This window comes from Franconibacter helveticus LMG 23732 (assembly GCF_000463115.2).
GTDB lineage: Bacteria > Pseudomonadota > Gammaproteobacteria > Enterobacterales > Enterobacteriaceae > Franconibacter > Franconibacter helveticus.
The window spans coordinates 141,276-164,744 of record NZ_AWFX01000057.1; the positions used below are offsets into that span (position 1 = coordinate 141,276).

Consider the following 23,469-nt stretch of genomic DNA (forward strand, 5'->3'; position numbering starts at 1 on the left):
TTTTGTTACTCAGGCCAGCGTGCCGCGGGTTTTCACGCGCGTTTTGACAAATTCCGCCGCCCTTTTGCCCGCCAGGAACGCATGGTCGGAATTGTAATACTCCCACTCGCTGTAGCGTCCGGAGAGATGAATGTCATACCCCAGCAGCCACTCGCGGATCAGCGCGACATTCGCTTTGCGGGCGTGGTCGTAAACCACATAGGCGTAAGGAATATCGACCGTGTTGGCGGTCAGGATCGGGTCATCCGGTTTTATCATCCCTACCGCAATACAATCCTCAACGCAGCGGGCGATAAGCGCGTCGCCTTCCGCCGGCAGCGGTTTGTCCGGCGAGTAGCTGATTTCACATGTCAGGCCGCAGCCGCCCGGCGGGTTGCAGAACGGGCTGGCGTTGCCCTGCACAAAGATACGATGAAAGATCGTGTCGCCGGGGTAGTAGATCCAGTGCTTGTCCGTGAGATCCGCCCGGCCCACGCCCAGGTTCACGCAACGTATTGAGACGTGCCGCAGGCCTTTCGCCGCTTCCTGCACCGCTTCCGGCGCTTCGTCGCCAATCAGCTTGATAAGCTCAGGCAACGGCATTGTGTTGATAAGCTGTTCGTAGCGGTAGCGACGGCCATCTGACAGCACGGCGATGTGATCGCGCGGCTGCACTTTGACCAGTGAGGTATTGGTTTCAAGCTTGCATTTAAGGTGCGGCAAAAAACCGGACATCAGCGCCTGGAAACCGCCGCGCAGCGGATAGCCGAAGCGGGCGTTCGGCCCCATCGGTTTGGCGAGCGGCGCCAGCGCCCCTTCGATAATCTGGCCGAGATCCGGCAGCGGCACGCGCCCGCCAAGCCAGGAGGTTTCCATTTCGTCGAGCGGCACTGTCCAGAGCTTTTTGTTGTAAGGGATAGCGAAATATTTGGCGATGCCGCGACCCCAGGTTTTCAGAATAAAGCGCTCGAAGTTTTCCTCGCCTGCGCTTTCATTCGCCGCGCGGCAGACCTCGCCATCGGGCACCGCGCCGTCGGCGCAGCAATCCCGCCGCTGGGCGACCGTTTCGGCGAGCTTAGGCCCGCTCACCGCAGCGAGGGCGCTTTTCTGCGTGGCGCCGTAGCGCGCTTCGATAGCGCCCAGAATGCACTCTTTTATCACTTCCGGCGGCAGGCCGAACAGCGCCGCCTGGAAGGGGTAGCGGGTATGTACGCCATCGCTGTAGACCCAGGCTTCGCGCATCTGCCAGTGCAGGTTGTTGCCAAGCAGCAACTTGTACATCTCCAGCACATAAGGATCGTCAGAAAACATGATGTGCCCGGCGTAGTCGAAGGTGAAGCCATTGTCGGTTATCGAGCGGCACCAGCCGCCCGGCGCCGCATTTTTCTCCAGCAAAACGGCCCCTTCGCCATAATGGTAACCGGCGCTCAGCCCTGTCGGCCCGGCGCCGATAACCAGACAGGGCACGATGTCGTCATCAACCCCGGCGGTTTTCAGCCGCACCACCGCGCTTTCACGGGTTTGCGGCTCGCCGCCAGGCGACGCGTGCGCTGCTGGCGCCTGCGCGGCGCTGCGGGCATGTTCAATCAACGCGTGCATGCGTTTTGCGGTATCGTCCCAGGAGGTTGCCGCAACGACATCGGCCATCTGTCGCGCCATTTCGCTTTTCGCCTGGGGCGTCATCGCCAGCGCCTGCTCGCAGGCGCGGACAAATTCCTCCTCGCTTCGGGCTATCGCCACCAGCCCCGCGTAATGCCGCTCGACATCGGCAATAGCGGTACTGACCACCGGCAGTTGCGCCGCCATGTACTCCAGCACTTTGGTCGGGCTGATGTATTTGGTTGAAGCATTAATGGCAAAGGGCATCAGGCAGACATCCCAGTCGGCAAGAAAATGCGGCAGCGCCTCGTAAGGCTGCTGGCCGAACCAGTGGATATTGGCGCGCTGCGGCAGACTTTGCGGATCGATTTTCACAACCGGACCGACCATGACAATGTGCCAGTGCGGATGGCTGTCGGCGAGCGCGGCGATAAGCCCCAGATCCATACGTTCGTCAATAACGCCGTAATAACCGAGGCGCGGCCCCGGCACCGCTTCCTGTAGCGGGTGGCCGTTGCCGCGATCGAGCGCCTGTTCAAAATGCGCGGCGTCTACGCTGCTCGGAAAACAGTGAACGCTGCTGTGGCGGCTTTTCTTCGCTTCATAAAGACTGGAGCCGCCGGTAAAGACCAGATCGGCCCGCCCGAGCAGCGCCGACTCGCGCTGCTGTAGCTGGCGCGGCGCCTGATGAAAAGCGGAAAGCTCGTCCATGCAGTCGTAAATCACCACGGCAGGGTTAAAAGCGGTCAACAGCGGCAGCGCCATCGGCGTATAGAACCAGACGACCGGCTGCTCGCCTTCACCAAGCAATTCGCTCAGCAGCGGCTGCAACACGGCAATTTGATCGTCATGAAAACCGTGCGCCTCAACGGGCGTATGCGGCTGAATAACCGTCACGTTAGGGGCGGGGGCGGTCTGGGATAACCCGGCAGGGCCAGCGTCAAACACCGGTTCCTCAATAAAATAGACCTGATAATGCTGCGCCAGGCGGCTTAACAGGTGCTGAGGACGCTGGAACACAAAACCCCAGCGTAAATGGCTGAATACAAGCAGTGTTTTCTGATGCATACCCTTCTCCTCGTCCCGGTTAGCCGGGTGAATAAACGATTGAAAATGGCGTAGCGTGCGCTGCGCCTGAAGGAGCGCGGCGGCGTAAGGGGCATGTAGCTGACGAGCAGTCGGTTCCGCCCCGTCACGGTTAAGATCCCACAAGCCGCTTTGCGTCCAGTGCGTGGGGTCTTCCCACATAGGTCGGTCTACAATCGGGTAAAGGCAGATGCCGCAAAGCTCGGCGCCTGAAAGCTGGGCCTGCGCTACCTGCGCCACAATATGGCGAACCCAGGCGCTGCGCCCGCTGCCGACATGGCTGGTTTCCGCCAGCAGGACAGGGCGCTGGTAACGTTGATGAAGTTCACAAAGCATTTCACTAAGCGGCTTACGCCGTTCGTCTCCCAGATGCCATGGCAGGCGGCGTCCGCTCGTGTCTTCCCACTGGTTGCCGTGGTAATAGTTGGCGCCGATGAGGTCGAGATAACGCGGCGCGCCGCCAAGCTCCGGCGCAAGCCGGCCCGCCAGCATGTCCCATGCCTGGAATTGCGCATTGGAAAGCGCCTGCGCCGCCGCCTCAGCCAGCGGATCAGCGTCGCGGGGAACGATATGAATAATCGGGTCGCAGTGCAGGATGCGGGCGCGGCTGTCCGCCTCCCATATGGCGTCGCAGGCGGCGATGGCGGCGCGCACCAGTTGCCGTTTGGCGGCATCGGCGGCGTCGTTTTGCGGGCGGTCCGGACAGGGGAAAAGCCCTACCTCAATCCCCCAGCTCATAAAAGAGATTTCATTAACGGGCGAGTAAACCGGCGGCTGGTCATAGTAAGGAGCAAGAAAGCGCGCCAGCGCGCCGCAAAAATGGGCGAAGCGGGGAATAAAATCAGCGGAAAAAAGGCTAAGCCCATCCGGCCAGCCGTAGTGGCACAGCGTCCAGCACACCTGAATACCCTGTGTGCGGGCGGCCTCCATGCGAGCCGCGACGCTTGTGAAATCATAACCGTGCGGCGTTTGCGAGAGCCGCCAGCCAACGCTTTCACGCACAGTGGCGATAGAAAAAGGCTTTAGCGCCGCATAATCCTCATGCACGCGGCTGAAATGATCCGTCGCCGCATTCAGGGAGAGCGGTATCCCTTGCGGGTTGACATGATCCGCCCCTTCGTAACCGGCCTGCCAGAACGTCGAGAATATCGCCACTCGTCCCCTCCCTTCTCTTTTTACAGACAAAGCCTCCCTACCGAACCCACGTAAGAGGCGGGTTCAGCAGCATGAAAAAAGCTGAAAACTGACGGGCGCAACACGCCTTAGGGTTGCCGGAAAACCCTTCGGCAAACCCGATATGCCTTATTAAACGAAGCGGACTCGATAACTGCGCTAAGGATTTATATCGCGCAGGCGAAAAGAAAGAAGCGGGCGAAATATCGTCCGGTTACATTTATTTATAATTAAAGAATAAATAGTTTCTTACGGGAAGCTATCTGTAAAAAGTATAGGTAACGTCACCCTTTCTGCAAGATTATGCATAAAAGGAGAGCAGGCGCCGTGTTACATACTCTTTATTTCTGCGCTCCGTCTGTTTAATTCACGGTCTTGCGAAGCGGGCTAAACGGGAGGATGTATAAAAAAACAAAAACGAAGCGGCGTCAGGAAAAATAAACCTAAAAATGATAAAAAAATAAATAATCCGCTTCGTTAAATGGCGAAAAATTATATTTAAAAAGGCGGCAAGCGAAGCAACAATAAAAAACAAACATATTATGAAATGAATGAGTAACCGCGTTGAAATCATAAAAAAGCACCAGCGACAGGAAACGTTTTGTATTCTCTACGCGCGAGATAAATAAAATAAAAACGCGTCGGTAACTGGCGCTTGCCGACGCGTTTCTGCCTGGTCAGATGCGGTTTTCCGCCAGCGCCTGCGCGCAGGCCCAGGCGCTGGCCCACGCCCACTGGAAGTTATAGCCGCCCAACCAGCCGGTGACATCCATGACTTCGCCAATAAAATAGAGTCCCGGCACGTCGCGCGCTTCCATTGTCCGTGAAGAGAGCGCATGCGTATCCACGCCGCCCAGCGTTACCTCTGCGGTGCGGTAGCCTTCGGTGCCGTTAGGCTGCACGCGCCAGTTTTGCAGGCTCTCTTCCAGCGCCTGCTGCTCACGACCATTAAGCTGCTTTAGCGTCGTTTCCGGTATCTGTTTGAGTTCCTGTAAACATTCCACTAACCGCTTTGGCAGCAGCATCGCGAGCGTGTTTTTCAGGCTCTGATTCGGGTGCGCTTCGCGCTGCGCGTTAAGAAACGCGCAAAGGTCAGTATCGGGCAGCAAATTCACCGAAACCCATTCGCCCGGCAGCCAGTAGCTTGAGATTTGCAGCACCGCCGGCCCGGAAAGCCCACGGTGGGTAAAAAGAATATTTTCACGGAAGGTGACGCCGTTTTCTGCGCTAACCACAGCGGGCACCGCCACGCCGGACAGCGTCTGCACCTGTTCAAGCAGCGGCTTATGCAGCGTGAAGGGCACAAGGCCCGCGCGGGTCGGCAGGACTTTCAGACCGAACTGCTCTGCGACTTTATAACCAAACGGCGTCGCGCCAAGCCCCGGCATGGAAAGCCCGCCAGTGGCGATAACCAGCCTGGGCGTTTTAATGTGCGCGCCGTTAAGCTGCAACGTATAGCCGCTGTCGTCACGTTCAATGCTGAGCACTTCCGTGCGCAGGCGCAGCGTAACGTTGCCTTTCTCGCATTCTTTCATCAGCATATCGACTATCTGCTGCGCGGAGTCGTCGCAAAAAAGTTGCCCGAGGGTTTTCTCATGCCAGGCGATGCCGTGCTTGCCTACCAGATCGATAAAATCCCACTGGGTATAGCGTGCCAGCGCCGATTTGCAAAAGTGCGGGTTCTCGCTCAGATAGGCCGACGGTTCAACATAGAGGTTGGTGAAGTTGCAGCGCCCGCCGCCTGACATCAGGATCTTACGTCCCGGCTTTTTACCATTATCCAGCAACAACACCCGGCAGCCCGCCTGCCCGGCCTGGGCCGCACAGAAAAGCCCCGCTGCGCCCGCCCCGATAATGACGGCATCAAACTGTTCCACTTACCTTTCCTCTTTCTGACTGGGCCGCGAATTGTAAATATTCGACGCTGGTCGCACCAGCGTCACACTTGTGTCAAAATTTATCTGATTGAATTTAAAAGTAAAATTATTTTACCTGCCAGAGAGCGGCACGCCGATCCTTAAAAAAAGCTATATTTCACTTTGCCCGCGCCGCGGTTGTCTTAGATAATGCGCCGCGTTCATGTCCTCAAAATGGCGTAACGTCCTATGCTACATTTGTTTGCCGGGCTGGATCTGCATACTGGCCTCTTGTTATTACTTGCTCTGGGATTTGTACTGTTTTATGAAGCCATTAATGGCTTCCATGATACGGCAAACGCAGTAGCAACCGTTATCTACACTCGCGCTATGCGATCGCAACTCGCGGTAGCAATGGCGGCAATCTTCAACTTCCTTGGCGTGTTATTAGGCGGGTTGAGCGTGGCGTATGCGATTGTGCATATGCTGCCTACCGATCTGCTGCTTAACGTTGGCTCCGCGCACGGTCTGGCAATGGTCTTTTCCATGCTGCTGGCAGCCATCATCTGGAACCTGGGCACGTGGTATTTCGGCCTGCCGGCTTCCAGTTCGCATACCCTGATTGGCGCAATCATCGGCATAGGTCTCACCAATGCATTGATGACCGGCACGTCAGTGGTGGATGCCCTCAACATCCCGAAAGTGATTAACATTTTCGGCTCGCTGATTGTGTCGCCGATTGTCGGTCTGGTCTTTGCGGGCGGGCTGGTGTTTTTGCTGCGCCGCTACTGGAGCGGCACGAAAAAACGCGCCCGTATCCACCTGACGCCGGCCGAGCGTGAAAAGAAAGACGGCAAGAAAAAGCCGCCGTTCTGGACGCGTATCGCGCTTATCCTCTCGGCTATCGGCGTGAGTTTTTCTCACGGCGCTAACGACGGTCAGAAAGGCATCGGCCTGATTATGCTGGTGCTGATTGGCGTCGCGCCGGCAGGCTTCGTGGTCAACATGAACGCCTCCGGCTACGACATCACCCGCACCCGTGACGCCGTTAACAACGTTGAGACTTACTTCCAGCAGCACCCGACGGCGATTCGTCAGGTTGCCGGGGTCGACCCGTTGATCCCAACGCCTGAGCAAGTGAACCCGACGGCCAACCCGAAAGAGTTTCATTGCGACGCCAGCCGCGCCATTATCGCGCTCGATCGCGCTAAAGCGATGCTTGGCAACATCGAAAGCTATGACAAGCTGACGGTTGACCAGCGCAGCCAGCTGCGCCGCATTATGCTCTGCATCTCCGATACCACGGATAAAGTCGCTAAGCTGCCGGAAACCAGTGCTGATGATAAGCGTCTGCTAAACAAGCTGAAAGGCGACATGCTCAGTACCATTGAGTACGCGCCGGTCTGGATTATCATGGCCGTGGCGCTGGCGCTGGGCATTGGTACGATGATTGGCTGGCGTCGCGTGGCGACCACTATCGGCGAAAAAATCGGTAAGAAAGGCATGACCTACGCGCAGGGCATGTCGGCGCAGATGACGGCGGCGGTCTCTATCGGCATCGCGAGCTACACCGGTATGCCGGTTTCAACCACGCACGTCCTCTCTTCTTCGGTCGCAGGCACCATGATTGTGGATGGCGGCGGTTTGCAGCGTAAAACCGTCACCAACATTCTGATGGCCTGGGTGTTCACCCTGCCCGCGTCGATCGCCCTTTCCGGCGTGTTGTACTGGATAGCGCTGCACTTCGTGTAAGCGTTTGACGTAAAAATAAAAAGCGGGTCAGGCAACTGACCCGCTTTTTTTATGCGCGCATGCCGTTTACGCTGACGCCATAACGCAGTACGGGAAGGCTGGCGGGAGCGGTTCCCGCCGTTTGCCTCTTCAATGCCAGATAAGCAGGGCCACCAGGCTCACTACCACCAGGCCGCACAGCGCGCTGGTCAGAATGAATTGCCGGCGCACCCGCTCGCAGCGGCGGATAAACTCATCGTCGTGATGGTCAAGATAGCGTTGCCAGTAGATGTACCAGACAAGGCGGATTTGTTTGCTGGGCTGGCCGTGGGCGGTAAAAAACCCGCCGCCGTCGACATACTGGTAGAGCAAAGGATCGCAACCGCGCAGCACCACCAGCAACGCGCGTAACGACGAGAAGTAGCGCGCCATATTGACGACGCAAACCACACACAAAGCCCAGAACAGCGCGACAGTGCTGACCATACCCCCACCCCCGGCAAATGCTTACGGAGCGAACGCCCCGGATACCCAGTCTGACATTTCAGTAAATGGATGCAGTAAAACCCGCCCGGGCTCACATTTATTCACCCGAACGGCTCATTAAATAGTGTAGGAGATCCGTTCATTTTTTTTCCACAACGTTAATCCTTATCAATGCCAGTCGAACTATTTTTCATTTGAATAAGGGTGACCGGCGTCAATTGACGGATAAGCCAGAGCGCTATAAGGTAAAAATAGCCTCTATAATTGAAGTCCTTACGCTGGAGTCAGCTCCCGCAAGGGTAATACGCAGGACGCCGGCACGCGAACGGCACAGCGAAACCGCCGTTCAGTCCACTGGTCATCGACATCTTATGGAAGGAGTAACACTATGGCTTATCAACATATTCTTATCGCAGTCGACCTGTCGCCGGAAAGCAAAGTGCTGGTTGAAAAAGCGGTATCCATGGCGCGTCCTTATAACGCGAAAATTTCTCTGATTCATGTCGATGTGAATTACTCCGATCTTTACACCGGCCTTATCGACGTGAACCTTGGCGATATGCAAAAGCGTATCTCTGAGGAGACCCACAACGCCCTGACGGAACTCTCCACCAACGCAGGCTACCCGATCACCGAGACCCTGAGCGGCAGCGGCGACTTAGGCCAGGTGCTGGTCGATGCAATTAAAAAATATGACGTCGACCTGGTGGTTTGCGGCCATCACCAGGATTTCTGGAGCAAGCTGATGTCTTCAGCGCGCCAGCTCATCAACACGGTGCATATCGACATGCTTATCGTACCGCTGCGCGATGAAGAGGACGAATAAGCCCTCGCTTATAAAAAAGCCCCGCACAGCGGGGCTTTTCTTTTATTGCGGCGTACCGGGATAGATATCGAACCGGTGCCCTTTTGTTACCACCGCGTTCGGCGTGGCGACATCAGCCAGCGGCGGCGCATAGTCGGGGCGCTTTACCACCACACGTTTAGTCGCAAGCCTGCGCGCAGGCGCCAGCAGGCCGTCGGCGTCTTCATCCGGCCCCACCAGCGACTGAAACACCCGCATCTCTTTTTTCACCAGCGCGCTTTTTTGCTTATGAGGAAACATCGGGTCGAGATAAACCACCTGCGGGCGCGGCGTAAGAGTTTCAAGCGAAGTGAGGCTGGACGCGTGAATAAGCGAGAGACGCTCGCGCAACCAGACGCCGATTTCCGCATCCTCATAACCCCGACGCAGGCCGTCATCCAGCAGCGCCGCCACCACCGGGTTACGTTCGAGCATACGCACCCGGCAGCCAACAGAGGCGAGCACAAAAGCGTCGCGGCCCAGGCCTGCGGTAGCGTCCACAACGTCAGGCAGATAATCGCCCTTTACGCCCACCGCTTTCGCCACGGCCTCGCCGCGTCCGCCGCCAAATTTGCGCCGGTGCGCCATCGCCCCGGAGACGAAATCGACAAAAATGCCGCCAAGCTTGGGTTCGTCGCGCTTGCGCAGCTCCAGATGGTCTGGCGTCATCGCCAGCGCCATCAGGTTATCCGCGTCATGCCGTAAACCCCAACGAGCCGCAAGAACAGATAAGGCGCCGTCTCCGGCGCCTGATTCATCAATTAAACAAATGTTCACGCGACGGTTAGCCTTTAATACCGTAGTGTTCCAGCATCGCGTCGAGCTGCGGCTCGCGGCCGCGGAATCGTTTGAACAGCTCCATTGGCTCTTCAGAGCCGCCACGGGTCAGGATGTTATCCAGGAATGACTGGCCGGTTTCGCGGTTGAAAATCCCTTCCTCTTCAAAGCGAGAGAAGGCGTCCGCCGCCAGTACGTCAGCCCACAGATAGCTGTAGTAACCCGCCGCGTAGCCGCCAGCGAAGATATGGCTGAAAGCGTGCGGGAATCGGCCCCATGATGGGCCCGGCAGCACGGCCACCTGCTTTTTGATTTCGGCGAGCGTTTCCAGCACTTTCGCGCCCTGCTCCGGGCTGAACTCGGCATGCAGGCGGAAATCGAACAGGCCGAACTCCAGCTGGCGCAGAATAAACATCGCCGCCTGGTAGTTTTTCGCCGCCAGCATTTTGTCGAGCAGCGCCTGCGGCAGCGGCTCGCCGGTCTCAAAGTGACCGGAAATAAACGCCAGCGCCTCCGGCTCCCAGCACCAGTTTTCCATAAACTGGCTCGGCAGCTCGACGGCATCCCACGGCACGCCGCTGATGCCCGCCACCCCTGGGGTTTCGACGCGGGTCAGCATGTGGTGCAGGCCGTGACCGAACTCGTGGAACAGTGTGATCACCTCATCGTGGGTGAAGAGCGCAGGTTTACCGTTCACCGGGCGGTTGAAGTTACAGGTCAGGTAAGCCACCGGCTTTTGCAACGAACCGTCTGCTTTGCGCATCTGGCCGACGCAGTCGTCCATCCATGCCCCGCCGCGTTTGTTTTCACGCGCGTAGAGGTCGAGATAAAAGCTGCCGCGCAGTTCGTTGTTCTCGTCATACAGCTCGAAGAAACGCACGTCCGGATGCCAGACGTCGATATCTTTACGCTCTTTTGCCGTGATGCCGTAAATGCGTTTCACCACCTCAAACAGGCCGCTGACCGCTTTCTGTTCCGGGAAGTAAGGGCGCAGCTGTTCGTCGCTGATGCTGTAAAGGTGCTGCTTCTGTTTTTCGCTGTAGTAAGCGATATCCCACGGCTGGAGATCTTCCACGCCAAAGTGCTCTTTCGCGAAGGCGCGCAGCTGCGCCAGCTCTTTCTCACCCTGCGGGCGGGCGCGTTTAGCGAGATCGGTGAGGAAATCGAGCACCTGCTGCGGGTTTTCCGCCATTTTGGTGGCGAGGGATTTTTGCGCGTAGTTCTCAAAGCCCAGCAGCTCTGCAAGCTCGTGACGCAGCGCGAGAATTTCCGCCATGACTGGGCTGTTATCCCATTTACCGGCGTTTGGCCCCTGGTCGGAGGCGCGGGTGCTGTAAGCGCGGTACATCTCTTCACGCAGCGGCTGGTTATCGCAATAGGTCATCACCGGCAGGTAGCTTGGAATGTCGAGCGTCAGCAGGAAGCCCTCCTGCTCTTTGGCTTGCGCCTGCGCTTTTGCCGCCGCCAGCGCGCTCTCCGGCATGCCAGCCAGCTCGGCTTCATCGGTGATCAGCTTCGACCAGCCCATAGTGGCGTCCAGCACGTTATTGCTGTAGGTCGAGCCCAGCTCAGAAAGGCGCGCGGCGATTTCGCCATAGCGTTTTTGCTTCTCTTTCGGCAGGCCAATGCCGGAAAGCTCAAAATCTCGCAGGGCGTTATCCACCGCTTTTTTCTGCGCGGTGTCGAGCGCCTGGTAATGCTCCCCGTCGCGCAAATTGCGGTAGGCCTGATAAAGCCCTTCGTGCTGGCCCACCCAGGTGCTGTATTCAGAGAGCAGCGGCAACGTTTGTTCGTAAGCTTCGCGCAGCTCCGGGCTGTTCTGGACAGAATTAAGGTGGCTTACCGGCGAGAAAAGGCGTCCCAGCCGGTCGTCCACTTCCGCCAGCGGCTGGCAAAGGTTGTCCCAGGTATAAGGCGCGCCCTGCGCTACCACGCTTTCCACTTTGGCGCGACAGTCCGCCAGCGCCTGGGTAACGGCGGGCACGACATGTTCAGGCTTAATCGCAGAGAAAGGCGGCAGCTCAAAAGGAGTCAGTAAAGGATTTGTCATAAGCGCAGTCCTGGTTAAAAAGGTAAGAGAAGCGCATCGTGCGGCGCCCGGTACGTTGTCTGTAGCATGGGGTTTAGTGTAGTTAATTTCAATGGCGCCAGGTGTTCGCAGGTGCTTATTGCTGCGATGCGCCACCACGCCGCGAAAGCCTTGCCAGGCGCAGCCGGATGCATCACCTTCTTCCCGCCTTAATACTTCTTTTACTTCACAGAGGCGTGATGAAAATAGTTTTAGCGCTGCCGTTAGCGGTGCTCATTATCATTTTTTCATCCACCCCTTCCGGCAGCGCAACCTGAGTCAAAAACGGCTTGCGGACATGGCAGAAAGAAGCGAGTGAAAAACGCGCTAATCCCAACGCCTGCATGCGCGAACTGACGCTCTTTTCGCGCTGATATATCAGGAGCGGACGGCGGCAGCGGTAATCCGTTGCGATCTGCGATAAACTATCGCCTGACCTCTTTTATTCCGGAATTCATCCCGCATGCTCAGTTATCGCCACAGTTTTCACGCCGGCAACCATGCCGACGTCCTCAAACACACCGTCCAGAGCCTCATCATTGAGTCGCTCAAAGAGAAAGAAAAACCTTTCCTTTATCTGGATACTCATGCGGGCGCCGGTCGCTATCAGCTCAGCGGCGAGCATGCCGAACGCACCGGCGAATATCTGGAAGGCATCGCCCGTATCTGGCAACAGGACGATCTGCCCGCGGAGCTGGAGCCTTATATCAACGTGGTGCAGCACTTCAACCGCAGCGGACAATTGCGCTATTACCCGGGTTCGCCGCTGATTGCCCGCCAGCTTTTACGTCCGCAGGACAGCCTGCAATTAACGGAGCTGCATCCGAGCGACTTCCCGCTGTTGCGCGGCGAATTTCAAAAAGATGAACGCGCCCGCGTGGAGCGCGCCGACGGCTACCAGCAGTTAAAAGCCAAACTGCCGCCGGTTTCCCGCCGTGGGTTAATCCTTATCGATCCGCCTTATGAAATTAAGACCGATTACCAGGCGGTCGTGAGCGGCATCAACGAAGGCTACAAGCGCTTCGCGACGGGCGTTTACGCGCTGTGGTATCCGGTTGTGCTGCGCCAGCAGATAAAGCGCATGTTCAACGACCTGGAAGCGACCGGCATCCGCCGCATTCTGCAAATTGAGCTGGCGGTGCGCCCGGACAGCGATCAGCGCGGCATGACCGCTTCCGGCATGATCGTTATCAACCCGCCGTGGAAGCTTGAGCAGCAAATGGCGAACGTGCTGCCGTGGCTGCACAAAACGCTGGTGCCGACAGGCACAGGCCACACCACGCTGAATTGGGTAGTGCCTGAATAAAAAAGGTTGCTTATTGCAACCATAGGCGCAAGCCAGACGCGCAAGGCGTACACTTAGCTAACTTTTTCGACGCAATTCAAGGAAACGGCCATGAGCAGACACTATGACTACCTCGCTATCGGCGGCGGCAGCGGCGGCATCGCATCCATTAACCGGGCGGCCATGTATGGCCAGAAATGCGCGCTAATCGAAGCGAAAGCGCTCGGCGGCACCTGCGTTAACGTCGGCTGCGTGCCGAAAAAGGTCATGTGGCACGCGGCGCAAATCGCGGAGGCTATTCATCTCTACGGTCCCGATTACGGCTTTGATACCACCGTCAACCATTTCGACTGGCAGAAGCTGGTTAACAGCCGCACTGCTTATATCGATCGCATTCATACCTCTTATGAGAATGTGCTGGGTAAAAACAATGTGGATGTGATAAACGGCTTCGCCCGTTTTGTCGATGCGCACACGGTTGAGGTAAATGGCGAGACGATCACGGCCGATCACATCCTGATCGCCACCGGCGGTCGTCCGGTGCAGCCAAACATTCCGGGCGCGGAATATGGCATTGATTCAGACGGCTTCTTTGAACTGGCGGAGATGCCGAAACGCGTCGCCGTGGTGGGCGCCGGGTATATTGCCGTGGAAATTGCGGGCGTCGTTAACGCGCTGGGCGCCGAAACGCACCTGTTTGTACGCAAACACGCGCCGCTGCGCACCTTCGACCCTATGATTTCCGAAACGCTGGTTGAAATTATGCAGGCGGAAGGCCCGCATCTGCACACCCACGCCACGCCGAAAGCGGTAATCAAAAACAGCGACGGCAGCCTGACGCTGGAACTGGAAGAGGGCCATTCGCAGACCGTGGATTGTTTGATCTGGGCGATTGGCCGCGAGCCGTCGAACGATAATTTCAACCTCGCGGTAACGGGCGTTAAAACCGACGAAAAAGGCTATATCGTTGTTGATAAGTTCCAGAACACCAGCGTGCCGGGCATTTACGCCGTGGGCGACAACACAGGCGCGGTGGAATTAACCCCGGTGGCCGTGGCCGCAGGCCGTCGTCTTTCCGAACGCCTGTTTAACAACAAGCCGCAAGAGCATCTGGACTACAGCAACATTCCGACCGTGGTGTTCAGCCATCCGCCCATCGGCACCGTTGGGCTTACCGAGCCGCAGGCGCGCGAGCAGTATGGCGATGAAAACGTGAAGGTTTATAAATCGTCCTTTACCGCCATGTATACCGCCGTCACCTCTCACCGCCAGCCGTGCCGTATGAAGCTGGTCTGCGTGGGCGAAGAGGAGAAAATCGTCGGTATTCACGGCATCGGCTTTGGCATGGACGAGATGTTGCAGGGCTTTGCCGTGGCGCTGAAGATGGGCGCAACGAAGAAAGATTTCGATAACACCGTCGCCATTCACCCGACCGCTGCGGAAGAGTTCGTTACCATGCGTTAAGCGTGAACGCGGTTTTGAATCAGGCTAAGAGCAGCGCTCTTAGCCTTTTTTATGGGTGTGAAATCCAGGGCTATCAGAACAGCAGCGAATAGTTCAGACCAAAGGTCCGGCCACGGCCCTGGTAAGCATACAGATCCGGGCTGCCGTAGGTCGGGCTGTAGAGCTTCGGCGCACGCTGGCCCCAGACGGTGGTGTAGTTTTTATCCAGCAGGTTTTCTACGCTAAAGCTCAGCTTGCCCAGCGGCAGCGCATAGCTGCTGAGAAAATCAATGGTGTTGTAGCCGTCGATTTTATTTCCCGCTTCGTCAGAAAGATCAAACGCTTGTTGAGATTGCAGGCGTAACGTCCAGTCGCCGGGCGCCCAGCCGATGTAAGCCGTGGCTTTCGACGGGCTGGCGGAATCTACCGTTAATTTTTCCCATTTCCCCGCCACGCGCGTTTCTGAACGGATGAGGTTAAAGGTGACGCCAGCGCTCCAGTCCGTCTCCGGCACAAAATAGTCCACGGCGCCTTCAAGGCCGTAAATACGGCGTTTGTCATCGTCCAGATTAATAGTCATGTCCGTCTTGTTAATGGAAATGGTTTTATCTGAAAGCGAATAATAGGCGGCAAGCTGGGTGCGAAGCGCATCGCCCGTGTAACGCCAGCCAAGTTCCCAGGCATTTACCTTAATACCATCCAGCCTGGAGTCGTTCACGTTGACGCTGTTTAACAGGTTATAGTGGCCGTTGCGTAACTGATAAGTGCCGGAACCGTAATACTTCGCCAGATCCGGGATTTCAAAGCCTTGGGAAAAGTTCAGCCATGCCTGCTGGCGTTCGGTCACATGCGCCAGCAGCCCGGCGTTAAACAGGAAATTGTTGTAGTCCGTTTTGCCGCCGGGCACGGCATCCGCCGAGCGGGCAAGCCCGGTTGCGATGCCTTGCTGCTGGGCATAACCGATAAAATCATCCACTTTATTTTCGGTGTACTGATAACGCACGCCGCCGCTCAGGGTAAAGAGAGGATTGATGTCGTAATTAGCCTGAAGGAAAGGCGCGAGGTTTGTGACGGAATAACCCGGGTAACGCCCTACGTTATAGGCGCTATCAAGCCGCATCCCGCCCGACTGGCTCGCTTTCGCCAGGTCGAAGAATTGTTGGTTAGCGTCGAAGGTTTCGTGTTCTGCGTCCACGCCCCAGGTGAGATCCAGCGCCTCGAACGGATTACTGTTAAGCGTCAGCTTGCCGCCCCAGAAATGGGTGTTTTGCTCCGAAGCGCCGATACTGGTCACGCCTGTTCTGCCAAGCGTCGGGAAGGGGTAAAAGGCGAGCTTCTCATCACGGTAAAACACCTGCGCAACCAGGTCCTGCCCCCAGAAATCGGTGTTGGAATACTGAAGGTTGATAAGATGACGTTCGGTGCCGGGAATACGGTCTGAATCAAGGTTGCTGCCGTTGCGCGCCTGGCCCTGGCCGGTGACGGCAGAAAAATTCTCACCAAGAAAGAGGCCATGTTCGCCGTCAGACTGGCTTTTATAAAACTGCGTCGTGAGCTGGAGCTGCTGGTGCTCGTCAATGTCCAGCGTGCCGGTGCCCATGACATCCAGCCGGTCAGAGTATTGCAGCCCGGTCTGGGTGTTATCGATAATGACTTCGTCCCCGTGACCGTCATACCAGCCGCCAAAGCGCTGGTAGGCCACGGAAAGACGACCGACGGCGTGCTCATTGCCGCCGCTCACCGCCGCCGCGACATTTTCATCATGGTCGTTATGGCTGTTAAACCCGCTCTTGCCGCCTACAGTAAGCTCAACCTGAGGCTCCGGCTGCCCTTTTTTAGTGACGATATTAATCAGCCCGCCGGTGCTTCCGCCGCCATAGAGCGAGGTCGCGCCGGAAATCACTTCAACGCGTTCAATGTTAAAAGGGTCGATGGCATCCAGCTGGCGACTATCGGTACGCGAAGAGTTAAGGCGTACGCCATCTACCATCACCATCATTGAGCGGCCGCGCATATTCATCCCGTAGTTTGTGCGCCCCTGGCTGCTCACATCCATGCCGGGGATCAGTTGCGCCAGCACATCTTTAAACTCTTTGCCGCCCTGCACCTGCTGCTGTAATTCTTCCCCTTCAATAACCCAGTTGGTTTGCGCCAGTTCAGTAACGCTGCGATGCGCGCGGCTGGCAGAGACAACGATGCGGTCGCTGTGCTCGTCCGCGGCATACGTTACAGGGCTTAAAAGCGTGAAAAAGCAGGGAGGTAGAAGGCAAAGATGCCGAATGTTCATTGTTTTTATTTCCATATCGTCAGGCGAAACTGCACAGGGGCTAAGAGCAGCGCTTCAGGCCGCTCGCCGTGCATGAGAATGTTTATCGTTATGATAATTATTCAACTAAACAAAGCAATATATTTTGCAACATTTCGTTTTATTTATTCACAATCAGCGTGGTTATTTCGATGCGGAAGTGAAGGCGATGATTCATCACGTTTTTACTGCGGCATGGCAATCAAATAACAGCGAGGAGCCGGGCGCAGCTCAGCGAGTCGGCTGGAAAAAGCACCGCAACCTGGGGCCACTGAGCTGAAAGAAGAAAATAACTAAAATTTTTCTGTAACTTTTCATCTTATTTTATATTAGTGATGCTTATATTTATTACTTGTTTTGTTCTTGCCTGACTTTTCTTTGACTTTCCTCTCCCCGCCACACTAAAAACTCACGAAACAATAAGCAGGATAATTTTTATAACTATTTACTTATTTTTCATAGGATTAATAAAAACTTCAGATTTTACTTAACTTAAATATTGCCTGAAATAGTCACCCCGGCTAATTTAATAAAGTAGCTTAATCAAATGGAGGGAGATTAAGGTTTGAAATGGACTGTACTCGAAACACTTGTTAGCCCGGAAACCGGCATGGCCTTTTCGCTGGTGGTTTCCGACCATAAAAACAAATTCATTCTGTGGCACTTGTATAGCGCCCGTATAAAGCCTGAAAAGTTTCTCTATATACATGCAGGCATTGCCTGGGTTTATGAAAGGGAACAGGTCAGCCGCATCCAGATTTACCGTGCCAATTTCTATTGCAGTAGCCTTTGGGAAAGCCTGAAAAAACACGCCGGTTGTGAAAAATATCTCACGGAAGACCAATGCACGTTTAAAAAGTTTTGCGTTATTTCTCCCTGCCCGCGTCATTTCCGCTAGCAGCGATAAGGTAAAGAGACCTGCTGCCAGGGTAACGCTCCGGCAGCCTGAAAAGATGACTCCTTAAGAATCAACTTAAGCGCCTGATTTAATTTCCTGATAGATTGCGCGCTGAATGGCAGCCCATTTCTTTGTCTGGGCGCCCGGGTTAGCCTGCTCGCGCAGCACCGCCTGGTCGAGATCGTATTTTTGCCGCTTTATGACGCCGGGCGTTATGCAAAAGCTTTTTAAAAACTGTTTGCGCATGGGGGTAAAAACGTCGCCCTGCGCCAGCGCGTGCCCCATCGTGGCGATCATGCGCCGACAGGGTTTTACTTCATTCATTTGCGCCCGGTGGCGCAACAGCAGGCTCAGGGCTTCATCCTGTCTTGCCGCCAGCGCCTGCTCTGTCCATGCCACCTGCCAGTTCATGCCGCCATCAAGAAAGAGTTGTACGACATCCGCCTCGTTGCGGTCGATGGCGGCGCGGAAATGGCTTTCATCCCAGCGTATTCCTCTGCGGCTGAGTTTGTCGCGCGGCGTTTCGTTGATTTGCACCGGTATCGGGGCGTCGGCGCTTTCTGACGCGGCCTGGTTAACGCTCTGCGCGGTCTGAGGCGGGTTAACCTGATCGCTGGCCAGATAAAGCGCGCCTAACGCCACTGCGATAAACGCCACGCCCGTAACGCCCCACAGCACGGTGGCGGCGAGCTGCCGCGGGTCGCGCTGAATATCCTGCCGCTGTGCGCCGGGGCGCTCAATGGTATCGCGAAGGTCGAAGATATCGCCGCCGACGGCGCGATTTTTCTGCGCCGCGTCGTCAAAAAACGCCGAAAGTTTTGCTGTTTCCAGCGCCATAAGCGCCTGCGGGTTAACGTTAACGCGTCCTTTTGCAAAGGCCTCCTGAACCGGCCCGGCAATCGCCGAACAGAACGCGTCGAGCGTGGTCATCTGGACGGTGGTTAACGGCTGCTGCTGCACAGCGGCATTGCGGATAACGCGAATATCATCCAGAAATGTTTGCAGCGTTTTACGCGGTTCGACAAAGAGCGTTAGCGAGTCGGCGGAATTGAAAATACGTTCGTAATGCTGCGCATACTCTTTTTTATCGATGACCAGCAAGGCGAGTTCGCTGAATAACATGCCGCTCAGCACGTCGCCCTGCTTGCCAAGCTTCAACCAGCGGCGCACTTTATCCGCGCCAGTCCGCTGCTTCAGGTGATTAATTAACTGTTGTTGATCCGGCCAGGCCTGCGTCACCAGGCCTTTCAGGGTCAATTCCAGCGCGCGTAGCTGCTGCATCGCCTGCTGCTGCGCGGCTTCATTAGTCACTGGAAGCTCAGTGGAGTAATCAAGCTTCGGCTGGTTTTCGCGCAACCGCTCCAGACACGCCACAAAGCGCAGCGCGGCAAACAGCTGGTTCTGGCTTACTGGCTGACCGCTTTCATATTGCGGCGCGACCTGCTGCAAATGGCGCAGGCGCAAAGTGAAGCGGGACATCTCAACATCGTCCAGATTGAGTTTGCGTCCTACCATTGCCCAGCTCCCGGCGTTAAGGCGCGCCTGCTCAAGCTGTTGTGAAAACCACTGCGGATCCTTGCCTTCCGCGACCTTGATATCAAGCAGAGTCAGAATACCCACCGACGCCTGACGAATAACGCCAAGCGCGGCTTCGAAAGTTTCGCGTACAGATTGCTGTGTGGAACGAGTCATACCGCGTCCTCTTGCGGAGCAATAGTTGCCGTTTCGCTAACGGAATTCGCTCGCCTTTTTCAGGCTTATTGTTATTGCCGATTTTTCCTGTTTTACAGGCTGTTAACTAAAATAGCTGAAAATTGCGGAAATTAAAGTGACGGCGATAGCGTCGGCCAGTTAGTCCGCCTGCATGACCCGGTGAAGAAATTCGCCCATGGTGCGCAACGCCTCCTCGCTTCGCGGCCCGTAGGGAAGCGCATAATTCAGCCGCAGGCAATTTCGATATTTGCCGGAAGCCGAAAAAAGGCTGCCCGGGGCGAGGTGGATGCGCAACCGTTGCAGCTCCTCTGCATGACGCGTTAAATCCACCTCTTCCGGCAGCTCCACCCACATGAGGAAACCGCCCTGCGGACGGCTAACGCAAATACCATCAGGAAAGTAATGACGCACCTTGCAGCTTAACGTTTCATAATTACGCTGGTAATGCTGGCGAATGCGGCGCAAATGACGATGGTAGTGGCCTTCGCGAATAAACGCGGCGATAGCCAGCTGTGTAACGGGCGTGGAGGTGCTGGTCGCTATGTATTTACGGTGCAGAACGCGATCGTAGTAACGCCCCGGCGCAATCCAGCCTGTGCGCAGCCCGGGCGACAGGGTTTTGGAAAACGAACTGCACAACAGTACGCGCCCATCAATATCCAGTGATTTAATCGTCGGCGGACGCGGATACTCCCACGCCATGTCGCCATAAACGTCATCTTCTATCAGCGCAATGTCATAGCGCTCAGCGAGGCAGAGCACCGCGCGCTTACGCGCCAGCGGCATGTTAAACCCCAGCGGGTTATTGCACGTCGGCACCAGCAGCACCGCTTTGATGGGCCATTGCTCAAGCGCCAGTTCAAGCGCCTCCACGCTCATACCCGTTTGCGCATCGGTAGGAATTTCTATCACGCGCAGGCCAAGCCCGCGCAGCGTCTGTACGGTGCCGTGAAAAGAAGGCGATTCTACCGCCACAATGTCGCCCGCCTGGCAAAGCGAGCTAATGGCGAGAAACAGCGAGCCATGGCAGCCATTGGTGGCGATAATCTCCTCGCTGCTGATTTGCGTGCCGCCGTCGAGCATCAGCCGCGCTATTTGCTCGCGCAGTTCGAGTTTTCCCGCCAGGTCGTCATAGCTAAAAAGCGCTTCCACGCGGTGCGGGGGTACCGGGCGGTTTAACTCACGCCACAGCGGTTTCAGCGTGGGAAGGGTGAGGTCTGGCGAACCGCCGCCAAAGGGGAAGATACTTTTATCCTTGCGAACCTCCAGCAACGCCAGCACTTCGCTCCATTGCGGCACCTCAACCGGGCGCTGTACCGGTCGGGAAAGCTTCGGCATAGGCGGTTCGGCTTTTTGCGGCGCGACAAAATAGCCGGAACGCGGTTGCGGCACGATAAGCCGCCGCTCTTCCAGCAGATGATAAGCCTGCTGGACCGTGCTGATGCTAACGCCATGTTCCTGGCTCAGGGTTCTGACGGAAGGCAGCCGCTCGCCTTGCTGGTAAAGCCCCTGCTGTATACGTTGCCCCAGGAGGTCGGCGAGGTGCTGATAGCGCGTCATACTGTATCCCTGTTGGTTGTCATACAGCGCCAGAAACCAATACAGATCTGGCGCATTTTTGCCATTCAGTCTCTGTTATGCCGCTTCTGTATGGTAAAGAAAAGGATTTTGTGCGTCTGTATTACGCCGGTGCAAAAGCCGACCATGAAAGCTCCAGCCAAAGAGGAGCTTGATCATGGAATTTCACGAAAACCGCCCGTTACGTCCTTTCTACGGTTTTGTTTTGCTGGCGCGCTTTATCCGCAGCGCCTGGCGGCGCCATCAGACGCGTCGCCTGCTAAGCCGTCTTGATGACGACAAGCTCAGGGATATCGGCCTGCGGCGGGAAGATATCGACCTTCATTAATCGCCCGCGCTGCTGCGTTAATAAACTAATGCAGAAATGATTTTTTGATGCGAGAGTACAAGACCGCCTGCCGCTTCAGATAACTAAAAGGATAATTCATGCAGCTTGATAATATTCCCTTTGGCATTACCGACTGGGCAACCCTTCCCGTTACCGAGCACCCTGGCATTACCGGCAAGGCGCTCTGGCGAACCCAGCAGTTCGGCGCAGTGCGCGTGCGCATGGTGGAATATACGGCGGGTTATCTGGCCGATCACTGGTGTCATAAAGGGCATATCCTGCTCTGCCTTAGCGGCGAACTGCATACGGAACTGGAAGATGGCCGCCGTTTCGTGATGACGCCAGGCATAAGTTATCAGGTGGCGGATAACGCCGAAGCGCACCGCTCTTCCACCACAGCCGGCGCCACGCTGTTTATTGTGGATTAACACGATGCTGACTTTCACCACTGCCCGTCTCGCTTATCGTCAACTCAACCAGGACGACTGGCCGTTTTTCCTTTCCCTGCAACGCGATGAAACCGTGATGCGCTACATGGCCGATCAGGGGAGCGAAGAGGAAATTTACGCCGCGTTTTCTACGCGTCTGCCGGTATGGTCGCCGGAAAGCCGCCACTGGCTCGGTCTGCTGATAAGCGACAAGGCCAGCGGCGAGCCGGTAGGCGTAACCGGTTTTATCCGCCGTGAAGAGGATAAAGCCGAAGTGGGTTACCTGCTGGCGAAGCGTCACCACGGCCTGGGTTATGGCTATGAGTCGTTGCGCGCAGTATGCGATCTCGCCTTTAAACAGTGCGGTATCCGCAAGCTTGTCGCCACGGTAACAGAGGGCAATGTCGCTTCGCGCAGGCTGCTGGAAAAAGTCGGTTTCCAGCTGGAAGGTACGCTGCGGGAGAATTATTTCCTTCAGGGCCGCTGGCAGGATGACTGGGTGTTCGGCCTGTTAAACCAGGAATATTGTTAACGGCGTTTTCTTCTCCTTGTGCCAGGCTTAAAACATGTGACCCTGAGCCAATGCTAAGGAGAAGTATGAAAAAGGCACTTATCATCGCTGCATTTACTACCCTGTTTACGCTGCCTGCCGTCGCTGATGATCAGCCGGGGCTGAAAACGGGCGATGCGCCGCCGCCGCCGCATAAAATCGACAGCGGCTATCGCGGCGCGGAAACGCACAAAACCATGTCAATCAAAGAAGCCAAAGAGATGCATGACGGCGCTTCCGTTTCGTTTCAGGGCAACCTGATCCAGAAAAAAGGCAACGACATGTATGTATTTCGCGATAAATCGGATCAGATTGACGTGATGATCCCTATGGCCGTGTTTGAAGACCGTCAGGTTGAACCCGACCAGCTGATCACCATTAACGGTACGCTGGATAAGAAACAGCAGCCGCCTGTCGCGCGCATTGATCGCCTTATCAAAGAGTAAAATGAAGCATCTGTCCTTAAGGGACAAAAGCTGGCGTTCCCCTTGCGGGAGCCGATAACGAAAAACGGGTGGCGCTGCGCCACCCGTTTTTTTGCGTGCTTTATAAGAACATGCCGCCGGAAACTTCAATTCTCTGCGCGTTCATCCAGCGAAGCTCATCGCTAAGCAGCGCGGCGATAGCGTCGCCGATGTCATCCGGCAAGCCCACCCGCCCCAGTGCCGTTTGCGAGGCGATAGCGCGGTTCATCTGTTCGTTATCACGTACCACGCCGCCGCCGAAGTCGGTCTCAATGGCGCCTGGGGCGATGATGTTGACCGAGATCCCCCGTTCGCCCAGCTCTTTAGCCTGATAACGGGTCAGAACTTCCATTCCCCCTTTCATCATGGCGTAAGCCGCTTTACCCGGCAGCGCAAAACGCGCCAGCCCGCTGGAAACATTGAGAATGCGCCCGCCATTTTTTATCAGCGGCAGCAGTTGCTGCGTAAGGAAAAACGGCCCTTTAAGATGGATGCGCATCATCTCATCAAACTGCGCCTCGCTGGTCTCAGCAAACAGCACATCAATGCCCGTTCCGGCGTTGTTTAATAAATAGTCGAAACTATCACGCTGCCAGACATCTTTAAGCTGCGCTTTCACCTCTTTAACGAAATCAGGGAAGGTGCGGCTTTCGGCGACATTCAGCTGCAATGCCACCGCTTTTACCCCTTTTAACTCAATTTCGCTGACAACTTTTTCCGCTTCCTGACGCTGGCTGTTGTAGGTCAGGATAATACTGATTCCGCGTTCAGCCAGCTTCAGCGCCGCGTTTTTGCCTAAACCGCGGCTGCCGCCCGTTACGATTGCGATACGTTGCGTCATAAAACCCCCTTCTTTGCCGTTGCAGTGATTGAGAGAA

General features: G+C 56.1%; 19 protein-coding genes. 10 read left to right on the forward strand and 9 right to left on the reverse strand.

The window, feature by feature from the left end:
* Nucleotides 1-9: 9 nt before the first annotated feature.
* Together DW56_RS20160 and DW56_RS20170 are read right to left on the reverse strand one after the other, a co-directional pair.
* Nucleotides 10-3,819, reverse strand: a complete 3,810-nt coding sequence (locus tag DW56_RS20160) for an NAD(P)-binding protein (RefSeq protein WP_024562091.1) — start codon at nucleotides 3,817-3,819, stop codon at nucleotides 10-12.
* A gap of 695 nt (nucleotides 3,820-4,514) precedes the next feature.
* A complete protein-coding gene (locus DW56_RS20170; protein ID WP_029590222.1) occupies nucleotides 4,515-5,714 on the reverse strand; it encodes a BaiN/RdsA family NAD(P)/FAD-dependent oxidoreductase in 1,200 nt (399 codons plus the stop codon).
* A gap of 228 nt (nucleotides 5,715-5,942) precedes the next feature.
* Here DW56_RS20170 and pitA point away from each other — a divergent pair, with 228 nt between their 5' ends.
* Nucleotides 5,943-7,445, forward strand: coding sequence for an inorganic phosphate transporter PitA (gene pitA, locus DW56_RS20175; protein ID WP_024553140.1), 1,503 nt, complete (start codon nucleotides 5,943-5,945; stop codon nucleotides 7,443-7,445).
* A 129-nt stretch (nucleotides 7,446-7,574) separates the two neighbouring features.
* On the opposite strand, the gene uspB is transcribed toward pitA, so the two are convergent.
* Nucleotides 7,575-7,910 carry a universal stress protein UspB gene (gene uspB / locus DW56_RS20180; protein WP_024553139.1) on the reverse strand — a complete coding sequence of 112 codons (336 nt, stop codon included), beginning with the start codon at nucleotides 7,908-7,910 and terminating at the stop codon, nucleotides 7,575-7,577.
* Between the two features lie 388 nt (nucleotides 7,911-8,298).
* Between uspB and uspA the strand changes: the two genes are divergently transcribed.
* Nucleotides 8,299-8,736 (forward strand): universal stress protein UspA, encoded by a 438-nt coding sequence (gene uspA / locus DW56_RS20185; protein ID WP_024553138.1) that lies wholly within the window; start codon nucleotides 8,299-8,301, stop codon nucleotides 8,734-8,736.
* A gap of 42 nt (nucleotides 8,737-8,778) precedes the next feature.
* Here the strand turns inward: uspA and rsmJ are convergent, their stop codons facing one another.
* Together rsmJ and prlC are read right to left on the reverse strand one after the other, a co-directional pair.
* Nucleotides 8,779-9,531, reverse strand: coding sequence for a 16S rRNA (guanine(1516)-N(2))-methyltransferase RsmJ (gene rsmJ, locus DW56_RS20190; RefSeq protein WP_024553137.1), 753 nt, complete (start codon nucleotides 9,529-9,531; stop codon nucleotides 8,779-8,781).
* A 7-nt stretch (nucleotides 9,532-9,538) separates the two neighbouring features.
* A complete protein-coding gene (gene prlC, locus DW56_RS20195; protein ID WP_024553136.1) occupies nucleotides 9,539-11,581 on the reverse strand; it encodes an oligopeptidase A in 2,043 nt (680 codons plus the stop codon).
* 481 nt (nucleotides 11,582-12,062) lie between these two features.
* On the opposite strand from prlC, the gene DW56_RS20200 reads away from it, so the two are divergent.
* A complete protein-coding gene (locus tag DW56_RS20200) occupies nucleotides 12,063-12,905 on the forward strand; it encodes a 23S rRNA (adenine(2030)-N(6))-methyltransferase RlmJ (protein ID WP_024553135.1) in 843 nt (280 codons plus the stop codon).
* Between the two features lie 90 nt (nucleotides 12,906-12,995).
* Nucleotides 12,996-14,348: a glutathione-disulfide reductase gene (gene gorA / locus DW56_RS20205; RefSeq protein ID WP_024553134.1), complete on the forward strand. Its 1,353-nt coding sequence runs from the start codon at nucleotides 12,996-12,998 to the stop codon at nucleotides 14,346-14,348.
* Between the two features lie 73 nt (nucleotides 14,349-14,421).
* Here gorA and DW56_RS20210 read toward each other — a convergent pair whose 3' ends face one another.
* A complete protein-coding gene (locus tag DW56_RS20210; protein ID WP_024553133.1) occupies nucleotides 14,422-16,614 on the reverse strand; it encodes a TonB-dependent siderophore receptor in 2,193 nt (730 codons plus the stop codon).
* Nucleotides 16,615-16,738: 124 nt separating this feature from the next.
* Between DW56_RS20210 and DW56_RS22660 the strand changes: the two genes are divergently transcribed.
* A complete protein-coding gene (locus DW56_RS22660) occupies nucleotides 16,739-16,912 on the forward strand; it encodes a hypothetical protein (protein ID WP_159102099.1) in 174 nt (57 codons plus the stop codon).
* A 285-nt stretch (nucleotides 16,913-17,197) separates the two neighbouring features.
* Nucleotides 17,198-17,530: a hypothetical protein gene (locus tag DW56_RS20215; protein WP_139152815.1), complete on the forward strand. Its 333-nt coding sequence runs from the start codon at nucleotides 17,198-17,200 to the stop codon at nucleotides 17,528-17,530.
* 75 nt (nucleotides 17,531-17,605) lie between these two features.
* Here the strand turns inward: DW56_RS20215 and DW56_RS20220 are convergent, their stop codons facing one another.
* Both DW56_RS20220 and DW56_RS20225 read right to left on the reverse strand, forming a co-directional pair.
* Nucleotides 17,606-19,222, reverse strand: a complete 1,617-nt coding sequence (locus DW56_RS20220) for an STY4199 family HEPN domain-containing protein (RefSeq protein ID WP_024553131.1) — start codon at nucleotides 19,220-19,222, stop codon at nucleotides 17,606-17,608.
* Nucleotides 19,223-19,381: 159 nt separating this feature from the next.
* Nucleotides 19,382-20,803 carry an aminotransferase-like domain-containing protein gene (locus tag DW56_RS20225; RefSeq protein ID WP_024553130.1) on the reverse strand — a complete coding sequence of 474 codons (1,422 nt, stop codon included), beginning with the start codon at nucleotides 20,801-20,803 and terminating at the stop codon, nucleotides 19,382-19,384.
* Nucleotides 20,804-20,978: 175 nt separating this feature from the next.
* Here DW56_RS20225 and DW56_RS22030 point away from each other — a divergent pair, with 175 nt between their 5' ends.
* The 4 genes from DW56_RS22030 to DW56_RS20240 all read left to right on the forward strand — a co-directional run bounded on the left by DW56_RS22030 (nucleotide 20,979) and on the right by DW56_RS20240 (nucleotide 22,573).
* Nucleotides 20,979-21,149 (forward strand): DUF1127 domain-containing protein, encoded by a 171-nt coding sequence (locus DW56_RS22030; protein ID WP_064503437.1) that lies wholly within the window; start codon nucleotides 20,979-20,981, stop codon nucleotides 21,147-21,149.
* Nucleotides 21,150-21,247: 98 nt separating this feature from the next.
* Nucleotides 21,248-21,577, forward strand: a complete 330-nt coding sequence (locus DW56_RS20230; RefSeq protein ID WP_024553129.1) for a DHCW motif cupin fold protein — start codon at nucleotides 21,248-21,250, stop codon at nucleotides 21,575-21,577.
* 4 nt (nucleotides 21,578-21,581) lie between these two features.
* The gene (locus DW56_RS20235; RefSeq protein ID WP_024553128.1) at nucleotides 21,582-22,109 is read left to right on the forward strand and encodes a GNAT family N-acetyltransferase; all 528 of its coding nucleotides are present in this window, start codon (nucleotides 21,582-21,584) and stop codon (nucleotides 22,107-22,109) included.
* A 65-nt stretch (nucleotides 22,110-22,174) separates the two neighbouring features.
* Complete coding sequence (locus DW56_RS20240; protein ID WP_024553127.1) at nucleotides 22,175-22,573, forward strand: YdeI family stress tolerance OB fold protein; 399 nt, start codon at nucleotides 22,175-22,177, stop codon at nucleotides 22,571-22,573.
* A gap of 100 nt (nucleotides 22,574-22,673) precedes the next feature.
* Here the strand turns inward: DW56_RS20240 and DW56_RS20245 are convergent, their stop codons facing one another.
* On the reverse strand, nucleotides 22,674-23,432 hold the full coding sequence (locus DW56_RS20245) for an SDR family NAD(P)-dependent oxidoreductase (protein ID WP_024553126.1): 759 nt from the start codon (nucleotides 23,430-23,432) through the stop codon (nucleotides 22,674-22,676).
* Nucleotides 23,433-23,469: the final 37 nt, after the last annotated feature.